Origin of the sequence: Pseudomonas hydrolytica, assembly GCF_021495345.1 — a bacterium.
In the GTDB taxonomy this organism is placed as follows: Bacteria; Pseudomonadota; Gammaproteobacteria; order Pseudomonadales; family Pseudomonadaceae; genus Aquipseudomonas; species Aquipseudomonas hydrolytica.
In genome coordinates, this window is record NZ_CP099397.1 from 1,420,930 (window position 1) to 1,434,236 (window position 13,307).

General features: G+C 65.0%; 14 protein-coding genes. 8 read left to right on the forward strand and 6 right to left on the reverse strand.

The window, feature by feature from the left end; translation table 11 throughout:
• Nucleotides 1-106 precede the first annotated feature (106 nt).
• On the forward strand, nucleotides 107-2,509 hold the full coding sequence (locus L1F06_RS06475) for a phosphoketolase family protein (RefSeq protein WP_129483498.1): 2,403 nt from the start codon (nucleotides 107-109) through the stop codon (nucleotides 2,507-2,509).
• 37 nt (nucleotides 2,510-2,546) lie between these two features.
• Nucleotides 2,547-2,741, forward strand: a complete 195-nt coding sequence (locus tag L1F06_RS06480) for a hypothetical protein (protein ID WP_003241703.1) — start codon at nucleotides 2,547-2,549, stop codon at nucleotides 2,739-2,741.
• A 13-nt stretch (nucleotides 2,742-2,754) separates the two neighbouring features.
• Here the strand turns inward: L1F06_RS06480 and L1F06_RS06485 are convergent, their stop codons facing one another.
• Entirely contained in the window at nucleotides 2,755-3,156 is a 402-nt protein-coding gene (locus tag L1F06_RS06485) for a quorum-sensing-regulated virulence factor family protein (protein WP_003241705.1), read from the reverse strand.
• A gap of 342 nt (nucleotides 3,157-3,498) precedes the next feature.
• Here L1F06_RS06485 and L1F06_RS06490 point away from each other — a divergent pair, with 342 nt between their 5' ends.
• Together L1F06_RS06490 and L1F06_RS06495 are read left to right on the forward strand one after the other, a co-directional pair.
• Nucleotides 3,499-5,196: an OmpP1/FadL family transporter gene (locus L1F06_RS06490; RefSeq protein WP_012017908.1), complete on the forward strand. Its 1,698-nt coding sequence runs from the start codon at nucleotides 3,499-3,501 to the stop codon at nucleotides 5,194-5,196.
• A gap of 59 nt (nucleotides 5,197-5,255) precedes the next feature.
• Complete coding sequence (locus L1F06_RS06495; RefSeq protein ID WP_129483499.1) at nucleotides 5,256-5,990, forward strand: tRNA-uridine aminocarboxypropyltransferase; 735 nt, start codon at nucleotides 5,256-5,258, stop codon at nucleotides 5,988-5,990.
• On the opposite strand, the gene L1F06_RS06500 is transcribed toward L1F06_RS06495, so the two are convergent.
• Nucleotides 5,950-6,906, reverse strand: a complete 957-nt coding sequence (locus L1F06_RS06500) for a DMT family transporter (protein ID WP_129483500.1) — start codon at nucleotides 6,904-6,906, stop codon at nucleotides 5,950-5,952. The genes L1F06_RS06495 and L1F06_RS06500 overlap by 41 nt on opposite strands.
• A 169-nt stretch (nucleotides 6,907-7,075) precedes the next feature.
• Between L1F06_RS06500 and erdR the strand changes: the two genes are divergently transcribed.
• Nucleotides 7,076-7,723, forward strand: a complete 648-nt coding sequence (erdR, locus tag L1F06_RS06505; protein WP_012017911.1) for a response regulator transcription factor ErdR — start codon at nucleotides 7,076-7,078, stop codon at nucleotides 7,721-7,723.
• 36 nt (nucleotides 7,724-7,759) lie between these two features.
• Here the strand turns inward: erdR and L1F06_RS06510 are convergent, their stop codons facing one another.
• A complete protein-coding gene (locus L1F06_RS06510; RefSeq protein WP_096827131.1) occupies nucleotides 7,760-8,686 on the reverse strand; it encodes a LysR family transcriptional regulator in 927 nt (308 codons plus the stop codon).
• 112 nt (nucleotides 8,687-8,798) lie between these two features.
• On the opposite strand from L1F06_RS06510, the gene fpr reads away from it, so the two are divergent.
• Nucleotides 8,799-9,578, forward strand: a complete 780-nt coding sequence (gene fpr / locus L1F06_RS06515; RefSeq protein WP_003241717.1) for a ferredoxin-NADP reductase — start codon at nucleotides 8,799-8,801, stop codon at nucleotides 9,576-9,578.
• A 136-nt stretch (nucleotides 9,579-9,714) separates the two neighbouring features.
• Here the strand turns inward: fpr and L1F06_RS06520 are convergent, their stop codons facing one another.
• The 3 genes from L1F06_RS06520 to L1F06_RS06530 are packed head-to-tail and all read right to left on the reverse strand — an operon-like array spanning nucleotide 9,715 to nucleotide 12,009.
• Nucleotides 9,715-10,269, reverse strand: a complete 555-nt coding sequence (locus L1F06_RS06520; RefSeq protein ID WP_129483501.1) for a peptidylprolyl isomerase — start codon at nucleotides 10,267-10,269, stop codon at nucleotides 9,715-9,717.
• 5 nt (nucleotides 10,270-10,274) lie between these two features.
• Nucleotides 10,275-11,072: an alpha/beta fold hydrolase gene (locus tag L1F06_RS06525; protein WP_129483502.1), complete on the reverse strand. Its 798-nt coding sequence runs from the start codon at nucleotides 11,070-11,072 to the stop codon at nucleotides 10,275-10,277.
• A gap of 10 nt (nucleotides 11,073-11,082) precedes the next feature.
• Complete coding sequence (locus L1F06_RS06530) at nucleotides 11,083-12,009, reverse strand: LysR family transcriptional regulator (RefSeq protein WP_003241722.1); 927 nt, start codon at nucleotides 12,007-12,009, stop codon at nucleotides 11,083-11,085.
• 74 nt (nucleotides 12,010-12,083) lie between these two features.
• Here L1F06_RS06530 and L1F06_RS06535 point away from each other — a divergent pair, with 74 nt between their 5' ends.
• Both L1F06_RS06535 and L1F06_RS06540 read left to right on the forward strand, forming a co-directional pair.
• Complete coding sequence (locus tag L1F06_RS06535; RefSeq protein WP_003241724.1) at nucleotides 12,084-12,398, forward strand: hypothetical protein; 315 nt, start codon at nucleotides 12,084-12,086, stop codon at nucleotides 12,396-12,398.
• Between the two features lie 135 nt (nucleotides 12,399-12,533).
• The gene (locus L1F06_RS06540; protein WP_012017916.1) at nucleotides 12,534-13,133 is read left to right on the forward strand and encodes an FMN-dependent NADH-azoreductase; all 600 of its coding nucleotides are present in this window, start codon (nucleotides 12,534-12,536) and stop codon (nucleotides 13,131-13,133) included.
• The last annotated feature ends 174 nt before the right edge of the window (nucleotides 13,134-13,307 follow it).

A 13,307-nucleotide genomic window follows, 5' to 3' on the forward strand; every position in this document is an offset into this window, starting at 1 on the left:
TGATGAGGCGAGTCTGCCGGTTCGCATCGCAGCGCTTGTTGATGCAGGTCAGCCGGGGCCTTTTTCCCGCTGCCTAGACTGCAGGCAAACATTCAGGAGAGCAGCCATGACCCAGCTATTGCCCGACGCCGCCGCCTTGCACCAGCACGCTCAGCAATATCCCGACTTCGCCCGCTGGCAAGCCGGCCACGGACCTATCCAGCATAGCCCGCAGACCTGCGCCGCAGTCTTTCGGCTCGCTCATCAACTGGTGCAGAGCGGCCTGCAGCCCGACCTGCCAAGCGTCTATCGCCTGCTGTGCGCCCTCGATTCACTGACGGCCGCCGGCCTCTGGCTGGTGGTGCACATGACCTACGCGCAGCGCGTGAGGCTCGATGGCCAGCCGCTGCAGGCCGCCGACTTCAAGGACGTGCCCGAGGGGCATACCGGCGGCGCGCTGAACATGGTGCCGGCCTACGCCGGTTACCTGGCCCTCAATGCCCTGACCGCCGAGACGCGCGGCTGGTTGATGGGGCAGGGCCATTGCGTGGCGGCGATCGAAGCGCTGAACCTGCTGACCGGCAACCAGCATCCCGAGCAGGCCGCCCGTTACGCTCGCGACGAGGCGGGCATGAGCCGCCTGGCGGCGGATTTCTACAGCTACGCTCAGGCCGCTGACGGCAGCCCAGGCGTGCCGCTGGGCAGTCACGTCAACCCGCACACCGCCGGCGGCATCGCCGAGGGCGGTTACCTGGGTTTTGCCGAACTGCAGTACGCGCATCTGCCATTGCCGGGGGAGAAGCTGGTGGCCTTTCTCTCCGACGGCGCTGCCGAGGAGCAGCGCGGCAGCGACTGGATGCCGCGCTGGTGGCGCGCCGAGGATTGTGGCGTGGCGCTGCCGGTGATGATCGCCAATGGCCGGCGTATCGAGCAGCGCACCGAGCTGGGCACGCATGAGGGCCTCGAAGGCTTTCGTCAGCACCTGCGGCTGTGCGGCTTCGATCCGCTGAGTTTCGACGGGCGCGACCCGGCGGCCTTCGTCTGCGCCCTGTGGGAGATGGAGCAACGCCTGGCGCACCGTGTCGGCGAACTGAACGACGACGTGCTCGCCTATCCCTTGCCGATGCCCTACGGCATCGCCGAAACCACCAAGGGCTATGGCTTTTTCGGCGCCGGCAGCAACGCCGCGCACAACCTGCCGCTGCCGGCCAGCCCGGCGCGCGACGAGCAGGCGCGCGAGCTGTTCAACCAGCATGCGGCGGCCTTGTGGGTGGAACCGCAGAAGTTGTCCGATGCCTGCGATCTGTTCGCCAGCCGCAAGGGGCGCGCGCTGGAGCGGGACAACCCGCTGGCCTTGCGTCAGCCGCCGCAGCCCGTGCAGCCGCCGCTGCATTTTCACGATCATGCCTGCTCGCCGATGAGCGCCCTGGATCGCTATTTCGTCGACCTGGTGCGCGCCAACCCGCAACTGCGGCCGCGGGTGGGCAACCCGGACGAACTGGCCAGCAACCGCCTGGGTGGCGTACTGGCGGCGCTCAGGCATCGCGTCAGCCAGCCGGAGAGCGAGCTGGAGTCGGTGCACGGCGCGGTGATCACTGCGCTCAACGAGGAGGCCGTGGTATCCGCCTGCCTGGCCAACCAGGGCGGGCTCAATCTGGTGGCTAGCTACGAAGCCTTCTGCGTGAAGATGCTCGGCGCCGTTCGTCAGAGTCTGATCTTCGCCCGCCAGCAGAAGGAGGCAGGGCGTCCGGCCGGCTGGCTGGGCTGGCCGCTGGTGGCCACCTCGCACACCTGGGAGAACGGCAAGAACCAGCAATCGCACCAGGACACCACCTTCTGCGAGGCGCTGCTGGGCGAGATGCACGACGTCATGCGCGTGTTGCTGCCCGCCGATCACAACTCGCTGCTGGCCCTGCTGCCGGAGATCTACCAGACGCGTGGTCGACTGGCCTGCCTGGTGGCGGCCAAGCGTGAACGACCCTGTTTCTTCACGGTCGAACAGGCACAGCAGCTGGCGCGCGACGGTGCCCTGCAGGTCGCTGAGGGTGGCGACGGCGAGCCTGTGCTGCTGATCGCCAGTGGCAGCTATCAGCTGAGCGAGATGCGCCGCGCCGCCGTTCGTCTGAGCGAGAAGGGCGTGGCCTGGCGTCTGATTTACTTGCAGGAACCGGGGCGTTTTCGGGCGCCGCGCGATGCCTGGGAGGCCGCCAGCGTGGCCAGCGCCGAGCAGCGTGAAGCGCTGTTTCCGGCGGCGTGCCGCCGTCGCGTGCTGCTGACGCACATGCGCCCGGAGGTGGCCGCGGGCCATCTTTGGCCGCTGCTGGGCGACGCCGCCAGCTGTCGGGCGTTGGGCTACCGCAACCGCGGCGGCACCTTCGACGAGGCCGGCATGCTGTTCGCCAATGGCTGCAGTTGGGCGCATGTGCTGCAAAGCGTGGCCGAAGTGCTGGGCGTATCGCCCGATGGCTGGTTGAGCGCTGAGGAACGCGCGGCTCTGGCAGGCAGGGGGGACTCTCGCTGTCTGCGTTGAGCCCACGAAGTGGAGCAACGGGAAGGGAGGGGCAGGTATGCCCAGGTTGACGCTGGAGATAAACACGGAGCTGTACCGCATGCTGCAACAGGCTGCGCGTACCAATCACATGAGCATCGAGGACGAGTGCCTGCGCCGCCTGGAGGGCGGCGCGCGGCGCTCACGCTACATGGAGGCACTGCTCGCCGAGCTGCGCGCCGATGAGGCGCAGCGGCGAGCGGGAAGAGGCTGAGTTTTCGACTGCTTCAGAGACCGCAGTCGCTCTTGTCGAACACTTCCACGGTGACCGGGCGGTTGCTGCGGTACTCGCTGAACTGATAACGCAGCTGGGCGCCCTGCGCCAGCAGGCTGCGATAACCCGGGTTGCGGCAGACGCTGGCCGCCAGCTGGCTACGCACCGTATCGGGGTTGCCACGCATCTGCGCGGCATGTGCTTCGCGCACGCTGAGATGGTTGATCAGCGTGTGGCCTTCCACGGTATAGCCCTGATCGAGAATGTCCTCGTTGATCGCCCGCGGCGTGCCTTCGCTGCTTTGCCGGGCGACCTGCTCCAGCGTCCGGGTCAATTCCATCTCCTTCAACGAGGCCGCCTGGGCAGTGGCAAGCATCAGGCCGAGGGCGAGTGCGGGAAGGGTGTAACGCAGCATCTGACTGACTCCTAAAGCGTGGACATCGTTGGACACGGGCCCGATGGGATTGTTCGTTGCCCGGCAAGGCGTTACCTATGGGTACATGCTGGCACCTGGCCGGCGCCGCTCACCACGACCAAAGGCCGGGGATCGTCTCGGCAACCTGCACGTCACAAGACTGACCGCCTGGTGACGTGCCTGCCTCACTGCCAACGTTGCGCATCGTGCAGGCCACGCCAATACCACGCGGCGACTCGTATACCGCCTCGCTGCAGCGCCCGGCCGTTGCAGCTGTCTAGAGCCTGCCCCTGGCGATGACTGCAGCGTGCGGTGTTCAAGGTAGCGTGCAGGAGAATAACAATGACAATGCTCTCTCGGCGCTGGCCATCGCCCCTGATGGTTGGCAGTTTACTGGTTTTGCCTGTGGTTCAGGTGCAGGCATCCGGTTATCACTTCGGTTCGCAGTCGGTCGCGGCGCAGGGTTCGGCGCATGCCAACGGCGCCGAGGCAGCCGATGCCTCGACCATCTTCTACAACCCCGCCGGGCTGGCCCGGCTCAAGGGCACCCAGCTCACCTCCGGGTTGACCATTCTGCTGCCGGACGGCAAGTACGAGGACAAGGGCAGCCGCGACGTGTTCGGCAACCCGGTATCGGGCGATGCCGGCGAGTTTCTCCCCGATGCGGCGGCAGCGCCGAATTTCTACTTCTCCCACGAGATCAACGAGCGGGTGACGGTCGGCCTCGGCATCTTCACCCCCTTCGGCGCCAAGCTCGACTACAAGGAAGACTGGGCGGGGCGCTACGGCATTCAGTCGGCCAGCCTGGAGACGGTGACCTTCAACCCGAGCATCGCCTTTCGTTTCAACGACCATCACAGCATCGGCTTCGGTGTTTCGGCGCAGTACATCAAGTCGGTGCAGCGCGGGGCGGCGGACGTCAAAGGTGCTTCGCGACAGTTGGCCGGGCAGTTCGTCGATGCGAACTATGACAGCACCCGTAACGCGGCCGACCCCATTCTCGGGCCTATCGTCGGGATCATCGCCGGGGTTCCGGTGCCGGAAGAAATCACCTCCTGTCGCGGCGTCGCGGACAGAGACGGCTTCGTCGATTGCGTCGCCAGCAACTTCGCCGACAACGTTCAGGGCGACGGTTACTTCCGGGTAAAGGGCGATGACTGGGGCTTCGGCTGGAATATCGGCTACATGTGGGAGCCGACCGAATCGACACGCTTTGGCGTGGCCTATCGCTCCAACATTCGCCATACCCTGGAAGGGGAGACCAAATGGAGTTTCGCCGGTGTGCAAGGCAGCGTTCCTTCGCCGGATACCTCGCTCGAGGGCGGTTTCACCATTCCCATCCTGGACATCTATGTGCCGCCGACCGATGCCCTGCGGGAGCTGTTCGATGAGGGCAACTGGGTCAATCCCGGTGATTTCGCTGCCACCCGGCTGCACCCCAATTCCAAGGCCAAGACCGCCATCGACACGCCGGAGATGCTCTCCTTCAATGCCTTCCACCAGCTCAACGACAAGGTGGCGCTGATGGCGGACCTGACCTTCACCCGCCATTCGCGGCTCGATGAAGTGCGTATCGGCATCGACCAGGTCGCCGGCTATCCCTACTTCAATGGCGTCACCGAGGGCGACCTGAGCGTCAAGCAGGACTGGAAGGACACCTACAAGATCTCCCTGGGCATGAACTACCAGTACAGCGACGACCTCTTGTTGCGCACCGGGGTGGCGTACGACAAGTCGCCCGTCAATTCGACCCAGTTGCGTCATCCGGCGTTTCCCGACGCCGATCGCTACTGGCTGTCGTTCGGTGCCAACTACAAGGTGACCCGCGACACCTCGCTGGACTTCGCCTACAGCTACGTGCAGTTCTCCAGCGGCAAGATGGACTACCAGGACGGCTGCTCGCCGGCCGGTTGGGTGCCGGGCAGCGGTGGGCTGTACCAGGACAGCGGCGTGCGCTGCACCGGCAACGGCGGCAATTTCACCGGCGAGTACGAGACGCGCATCCATTTCATCGGCCTGGCCTTGAACCACACCTTCTGATCCATCTGACCGGCGAACGGGGTGGTAGAATTCCGCCCCCTTTGCTGTTCGCCTTGCCCATGAATCGTCCGTTTGCACCCGACTCCCTGCATGCCGTTGCCCGTCTGCGCGCCGAGCGCCTGGCGCGCAGCGTCAAACCCTTCGTCGCCCGCGGCTCGCGCGCCGAGCGCTGCCCGGCCTGCCGCGTGCAGCCGGACTATTGCCTGTGTGCCTGGCGCCCGCGCGTGGAGGCGAATGCCGGCATGTGTCTGGTGATGCACGACATCGAGGCGTTGAAACCCAGCAATACCGGCTGGCTGATCGCCGATGTGGTACCCGACACTCACGCCTTCGGCTGGTCGCGCACCGCGGTCGAACCGGCGCTGCTGGAGCTGCTGGCCGAGCCGCAACGGCAGCCCTATCTGGTGTTTCCCGGCGAATACGCAGAGCCGGGGCGGGTGGTGGAGGAGGTGCGCCTGACGCCGGGCAAGCGGCCCTTGTTCGTACTGCTCGACGCCACCTGGACCGAAGCGCGCAAGATGTTTCGCAAGAGCCCCTATCTGGACGCGTTGCCGGTGCTCAGCCTGACGCCTGCGCAACTGTCACGCTATCGTCTGCGCCGCTCCACCCGCGGCGAGCACCTGTGTACCGCCGAAGTGGCTGCCATGTGCCTGGAACTGGCTGGCGACCTGCGCGCCGGCGAGGCGCTGGACGATTATCTCGACGCTTTCAGCCAGCACTACCTGGCTGCCAAGCGGCGTCTGCCGCTGGATCTCAACGACGCCCTGCATCAGCGCTTGCAATCGTACCGCTGAGCTCGCTTGGCAAGGGCTTGGGCCATAGCTGGGCCAGCAGCATGCCGGCGAACATCAGCGCGCAGCCCAGATAGCCGCGCAGGGCCAGCACTTCGCCGAGCAGCAGGGCGCCGGCGATGGCGGCGAACACCGCCTCCAGCGAAAGAATGATCGCCGCGTGCGAGGCGATGGCGTGCTGCTGCGCCACCACCTGCAGGGTGAAACCGATGGCCACGCCGAACAGGCCGCCATAGAGAATGGCTGGCCCCGCGGCGATGATGCCGTCGAGCGTGGCCGTCTCGAACACCAGCGCCAGCAGCAGGCTGATCACCGCACAGGTGATGAACTGGATCAGCGCCAGGCGCAGCGGGTCGTGGCGGCTGGCGAAGAACCCCACCAGCAGCACGTGTACGCCCCAGACGAAGGCGCCGGCCAGTTGCAGCCAGTCCCCCGAGGCCACGGTGAAGCCTTCGCCGACGCTGAGCAGGAACATCCCCAGCACCGCGAGGCAGGCACCCAGCCAGATGCCGGCACTGCTGCGCTGGCCGATCAGCAGGCCGAGGATCGGCACCACGATGACGTACAGGCCGGTGATGAAGCCGGAATTGGTCACGGTGGTGAACAGCAGGCCCACCTGCTGCAGGTTGATCCCCAGCGACAGCGCCAGGCCCATCACCACGCCGCCCAGCAGCAGGCCGCGGTTCAGGGGCGCCGCCGGGCGCTGGCTGCGTCGTTGCAGCAGGGCCAGCAGTGGCAGCAGTATCAGGCAGGCCAGGGTGAAACGCAGACCGGTATAGAGAAAGGGGCCGATGCTGTCCATGCCCAGACGCTGGGCGACAAAGGCGCTGCCCCAGATCATCGCGGTAATCAGCATCAACAGGTCGGCGCGCAGGGCTTGGCTTCGCATGGAACGAACTCGGCTGGAAAAGCAGCGCATGCTGCCGCAAAGCACGAAGCTTGACCACCCCGTCACAGCTCGGCATGCTGGGCGCCGCCGTCGGTCCGAGTGGGGAGCCTGAATAGCTTGAATGCGCAGGCTTGAGCGGGTCGGCAGGCCAAAGCACTGCCATACTCAGTGCCACTCATAACAAGAACAGGATCTGCCGATGGCCGCTTACGAAATCCTGATTGCCGACGATCACCCGCTGTTTCGCAGCGCACTGCAACAAGCATTGACCCTGGGGCTGGGGCCCGAAGTAAGGCTGGTGGAAGCCGCCAGCATCGCCGAGCTGGAGGCCTGTCTGGCTGCCAAGAATGACTGGGATCTGGTTCTGCTCGATCTCAACATGCCCGGCGCTTACGGCTTTTCCGGTCTGGTGCTGCTGCGCGGGCAGTATCCACAGATTCCCGTGGTGATGATCTCCGCCCAGGAGGAAGCCTCGGTGGTCAACCGTTCGCGCGAGTTTGGCGCCAGCGGCTTTATCCCCAAGTCCAGCCCCCTGGAAACCATTCAGCTGGCCGTGCGTCAGGTGCTCGACGGCGATACCTGGTGGCCGCCCATGGCGGAGGAGAGTGCACCGGTTTCCGAAGAGGCCAAGGCCGCCGGCGCCGGGCTGGCCAGCCTTACCCCGCAGCAGTTCCGCGTGCTGACCATGGTCTGCGAAGGCCTGCTGAACAAGCAGATCGCCTATGAGCTGAGCGTGTCCGAGGCTACCGTCAAGGCTCACGTCACCGCCATCTTCCGCAAGCTCGGGGTGCGTACCCGCACCCAGGCGGCGTTGCTGCTGCAGCAGATGGAATCGATTCCGGGTTGATCGACCCGGCGGCGGACAGGTCTGCGGCCTGTTCGCCTAGGCAATCGACGGCAGAACGATCTGATCGCTGCGCCCCACGCCTGCGGTGAGTTCGCGGCATTGTTCGAGAAACTCGCGCATGGCGGCGGTCTGGTACTTCTGTTTGTGCCAGATGAAGTAGAATTGTCGGCGCAGGTCCAGCTGCGGCGTCTCCACCGGCACCAGGCTGCCGCGGCGAAAGGCATCGCGCAGGGCCAGACGCGAGATGCAGCCGATGCCCAGGCCCGACTCCACGGCGCGCTTGATCGCTTCGGTGTGTTCCAGTTCGAGACGGATATTGAGGCTGCGCGGATGATGGCGCATGGCCTGATCGAAGGTCAGGCGCGTGCCCGAACCCTGCTCGCGCAGGATCCAGGCCTCATGCGTGAGCTCCTCCAGCGTCGCCGTGCCGCGTGCGGCCAGCGCATGCTGTGGTGCGCAGAACACCACCAGTTCATCTTCCACCCAGGGCTGCACTTCGATGTCCGGGTGCTGGCAGTCGCCTTCGATCAGGCCCAGGTCCAGCTCGTAATGCGCGATCTGCTGCACCACATGGGCGGTGTTGTGCACCTGCAGCTTCACCCGACATTCCGGATGGCGCTGCATGAAACTGCCGATCAGCAGGGTGGCCAGGTAGTTGCCCACGGTGAGGGTTGCGCCGACGTTGAGCGAGCCGAAGCCGCTCTTGCCACCCAGCAGGCGCTCGATCTCGCGCGCTTGGTCGAGCAGCGCCACCGCCTGTGGCAGCAACTGGCGGCCCAGTGCATTGAGCGACAGGCGTTTGCCGGCGCGGTCGAACAGCTGGCAGTCCGACTGGCGCTCCAGTTCGGTCAGCGAGGTGCTGGTGGCCGACTGCGACAGGGCGAGCGATTGCGCCGCGCGTGAGACGCTTTCCTGCTGCGCCACGGCAACGAAGACCTGGAGTTGTCTGAGAGTAAATCGCATATCGATATAACCGATAACCTATATCTTGATAATCCGCTTAACAGATATTGTTGCCGCGAATAAAATGCCGCGCAATCGCGTCTTCAGGCGCCCGATTCTCGAGGAAGTCATCATGAGCAATATGAACGTCGAGCGCGTGCTCAGCGTCCACCACTGGAACGATACGCTGTTCAGCTTCAAGTGCACCCGTGATCCGGGTCTGCGCTTCGAGAATGGCCAGTTCGTGATGATCGGCCTGCAGCAGGACAACGGCCGCCCGCTGATGCGCGCCTACTCCATCGCCAGCCCGAACTGGGAAGAGCATCTGGAGTTCTTCAGCATCAAGGTGCCGGACGGCCCGCTGACCTCGCAGCTGCAGCACCTCAAGGAAGGCGACGAGATCATCATCAGCAAGAAGCCCACCGGCACCTTGGTGCTCGATGACCTCAACCCGGGCAAGCATCTGTATCTGCTGTCCACCGGCACCGGTCTGGCGCCGTTCATGAGCGTGATCCAGGACCCGGAAACCTACGAGCGCTTCGAGAAGGTGATTCTGGTGCACGGCGTGCGCTACGTGAACGAGGTGGCCTACCGCGAGTTCATCACCGAGCACCTGCCGCGCAACGAATTCTTCGGCGATGCGCTGAAGGAGAAGCTGATCTACTACCCGACCGTGACCCGCGAGCCGTTCGAGAATCAGGGCCGTCTGACCGACCTGATGCGCAGCGGCAAGCTGTTCGCCGACATCGGCCTTCCGCCGATCAACCCGCAGGACGACCGCGCCATGATCTGTGGCAGCCCAAGCATGCTCGACGAAACCAGCGCAGTGCTCGACAGCTTCGGCCTGAAGATTTCCCCGCGCATGCGTGAGCCGGGGGACTATCTGATCGAGCGCGCCTTCGTCGAGAAGTAAGCGCCGCCGCTAAACGACAAAGCCGCCCCATGGGCGGCTTTGTCGTTTCAGTTGTAGGGTGCGCCGTGCGCACCGGGGGATTGCTCGTTGGGGCGCGGTGCGCACGGCCTGGGCGGCCCCACGACACCCTACGTTTTTACAGACGCTTGGCCTCGATGATCAGCACCGGCTCGCGTGGCACGTTCTGGTGCATGCCGCGGTTGCTGGTGGGCACCTGGGCGATCTTGTCCACCACGTCCATGCCGCGGGTCACCTTGCCGAACACGGCGTAGCCGAAGTCGCGCGAGCCGTGGTCGAGGAAGGCGTTGTCCTTGTGATTGATGAAGAACTGGCTGGTGGCCGAGTCGCGTACCTGGGTACGTGCCATGGCCAGGGTGCCGCGCACGTTGTGCAGGCCGTTGTCGGCCTCGTTCTTGATCGGCGCATCGGTGTCCTTCTGGCGCATGTCGGCATCGAAGCCACCGCCCTGCACCATGAAGCCGGGAATCACCCGGTGGAACTGGGTGCCGTTGTAGAAGCCGTTGTCGACGTACTTGAGAAAGTTCTGCGTGCTGATCGGTGCCTTGTCGGCGGCCAGCTCCACTTCCACTTCACCCAGGCTGGTGGTCAGCAGCACCTTGGGATTTTCCGCGGCCAGCAGGCTGGACGACAGCAGCAGGGCGCCGGTGGCGAGAACGAGTTGCTTGAGCATGATGGTCAGTTTTCCTTGTTGGCAGTCTCGCCAAGAAAGGCGAGCAGGACGGTATTGAAACGTTCGGGTTGATCCAGTGGTGTGGCGTGGCGCGAATTTTCGATCACCACCAGGCGTGCATCGGGTATTTCTGCGACGTACTCGCGCTTGCGCTTGACCGGGGTGTAATCCTGGTCGGCCGTGATCACCAGGGTAGGACAGGTGATGCGCTTCAGCCGTTCCCGCACGCCCCAGCCGATGATGGCGTCGAGGCTGGCCAGGTAGGCGCGCTTGTCATTCTGCGGCCAGCGCTCCTCGACCCTGCGCCGCAGCTCGGCCTGCTCGGGCCTGGGGAACAGCAGCTTGGCCAGCGCCTTGGCGATGGTTTCCAGGCTGAGCAGGCGCGACAGGGTCCAGCGCTTGCCGATTTCCAGCCAGTCGCGCGGGCTTTTCGCCTTGACCTCCGGGCCGCTGTTGACGATGGTCAGACTGCGCAGCAGCTCGGGGTGGTCGACCGCCAGCTGGAAGCCGATCATGCCGCCCATGGATATCCCCACCAGGTGCACCGGCGGCAGCTGCAGATGCTCGATCAACGCGGCCACGTCGTCGGCGAAGTCGGCGATGCGATAGGCCTCGTGCGGTTTGTCCGAGCGGCCATGGCCGCGAACGTCGAGCGCCACAACCCGGTAATGCTGGCTGAGCACGGGCACCTGGTATTCCCAGTCGCGGGTGCTCGAGCCCAGGCCATGCACCAGCAGCAGCGGGGCGCCGTGGCCATAGTCCTCGTAGTGCAGCTGGCAACCGTCGTTGTCGAAGTAGGGCATGGCCGGGTTCTCAGTTGGGCGACTGCGGGGCGGCGAAGGCGGCGTCCAGAGGGGCCGCGTCGAAGTTCTTGATCAGTTCGATGAGAATCTGCGTGGCCGGGCCCAGTACGCGCTCCTTGTTGCTGTAGAGGAAGAAGCGTGGCTTGCGCACGGCGCCTTGTGCCAGCGGCAGGGGTTTGAGCAGGCCTTCCTGCAGCTCGCGGCTGATCAGGTGGCGCGGCAGCCAGGCGAAGCCCAGGCCGCTGCTGACGAAGGTGCGCGCGGTAGGCAGGCTGCCCACCGTCCAGCGCTGCTCTGCGCCCAGCCAGCCGGCGTCGCGCGGCTGCAGGCGGCCGCTGTCGCGGGTGACCACCTGCATCTGGCCCTCCAGATCCTGAAAACCCAGCTCGCGTTGCAGGCGATGCAACGGATGCTCCGGATGGGCGACGGCAATGAATTCCACTTCGCCCAGTTCGATACCCAGGTGGCCGGTGATGTTCAGCGCGCTGACGGCCAGGTCGGCGGTACCTTCGAGCAGCACTTCCTCGACGCCTGAGAGCACCTCCTCGCGCAGGCGCACCCGGCAGCCGCGGCTCTGCGGCATGAAGGCCGACAGGGCACGAACCAGGTTGGCGGTGGGATAGGCCGCATCGACCACCAGGCGCACCTCGGCTTCCCAGCCCTGCTCCATGTGGTGGGCCAGGTCTTCCAGCTGGCTGGCCTGCTTGACCAGTTGCCGCGAGCGGCGCAGCAGCACGTCGCCGGCTTCGGTAAGAACCGCCCGGCGCCCATCGATGCGCAGCAGCGGCACGCCGAGCTGCTCCTGCATGCGCGCCACGGTATAGCTGACCGAGGACTGCGAGCGGTGCAGCACCTCGGCGGCCTGGGCGAAACCGCCCTGATCCACCACTGCCTGCAAGGTGCGCCACTGATCCAGAGTTACGCGGGGAGCTTTCATCACACTGTCCTGTTGCCGGCTGTTATCGTCGGCGATCTCGACCTACACTGGCGCTCCCACGTTGGAGAGCGCCGATGAAAAAAATCTTCTGCCTGTTGTTCGTCCTGTTGCCGCTGGGGGCCCAGGCCTACCCCATCGAGCTGGAGAAGCAGCTCAACGGTGCCGAGGTGTCGGCCAGCACCCAGGAAATCGACCACAACATGGCGGCGCTGATGCTCTACAACTACGGCCAGAGCGAGGCCGAGTGCAGCGCGGTGTTCCGCAACGGCCCCGAGGCACCGCGCACACGGCGAACCCTGTTGGCACCGGGCGCCAGCAACAACATGACGGTCAAGTTCACGCGCAGCGTGATTCGCCTGCGCATCAGCCTGACCTGTGGCCTCAAGTAGGCAAAGCCTAGACTTGGGCGCCCTACAAATCAACTTTTTCGATATATGTAAGCGGATATTTGCGCTTTTTAATCGGCTTGGCCGGTTCTAGTCTTCACTCCATCGACTTACCCCTACCTCGATGGAGTCTCAAACATGTCCCGTGTTCTGGTTATCGAAAGCAGCGCCCGTCAGCAGGGCTCGGTTTCCCGCCAACTGACCCAGCAATTCATCGCCAACTGGCAGGCCGCGCATCCGGCCGATCAGGTTCAGGTCCGCGACGTGGCCAGCGACCCGCTGCCGCATCTGGATGCCACCCTGCTGGGTGGCTGGATGACCCCGAGCGAGCAGCAGAGCGACGCGGAAAAGGCGGCGCTGGCGCGTTCCAACGAGCTGACCGATGAGTTGCTGGCTGCCGATGTGCTGGTGCTGGCTGCGCCCATGTACAACTTCGCCATTCCCAGCACCCTGAAAGCCTGGCTCGACCATGTGCTGCGTGCCGGCGTCACCTTCAAGTACACCGAAACCGGGCCGCAGGGGCTGCTGAGCGGCAAGCGTGCCTTCGTCCTCACCGCGCGTGGTGGCATCTATGCCGGTGGTGCGCTGGATCATCAGGAGCCCTATCTGCGTCAGGCACTGGCCTTCATCGGCATCCACGAGGTGCAGTTCATCCACGCCGAAGGTCTGAACATGGGCGCCGAGTTCAGCGAGAAGGGCCTGGCCCAGGCCAAGGCCAAGCTGGCTGAAGTAGCCTGATCCCTCCGCTATCTCCCTTCCCTTGAGCGGGCGCGTTCACCAGCCTGGACGCGCCCCGCTCGATTCCCCTGTGCCGTTGAGCCTCATCAGCGGCAGATTGCGCTAGATTGTTTTTCTGCGTCTTCATAAATCGACGCTCTGGCCGATACTCGTCCAATCATCAATCTATCTGGC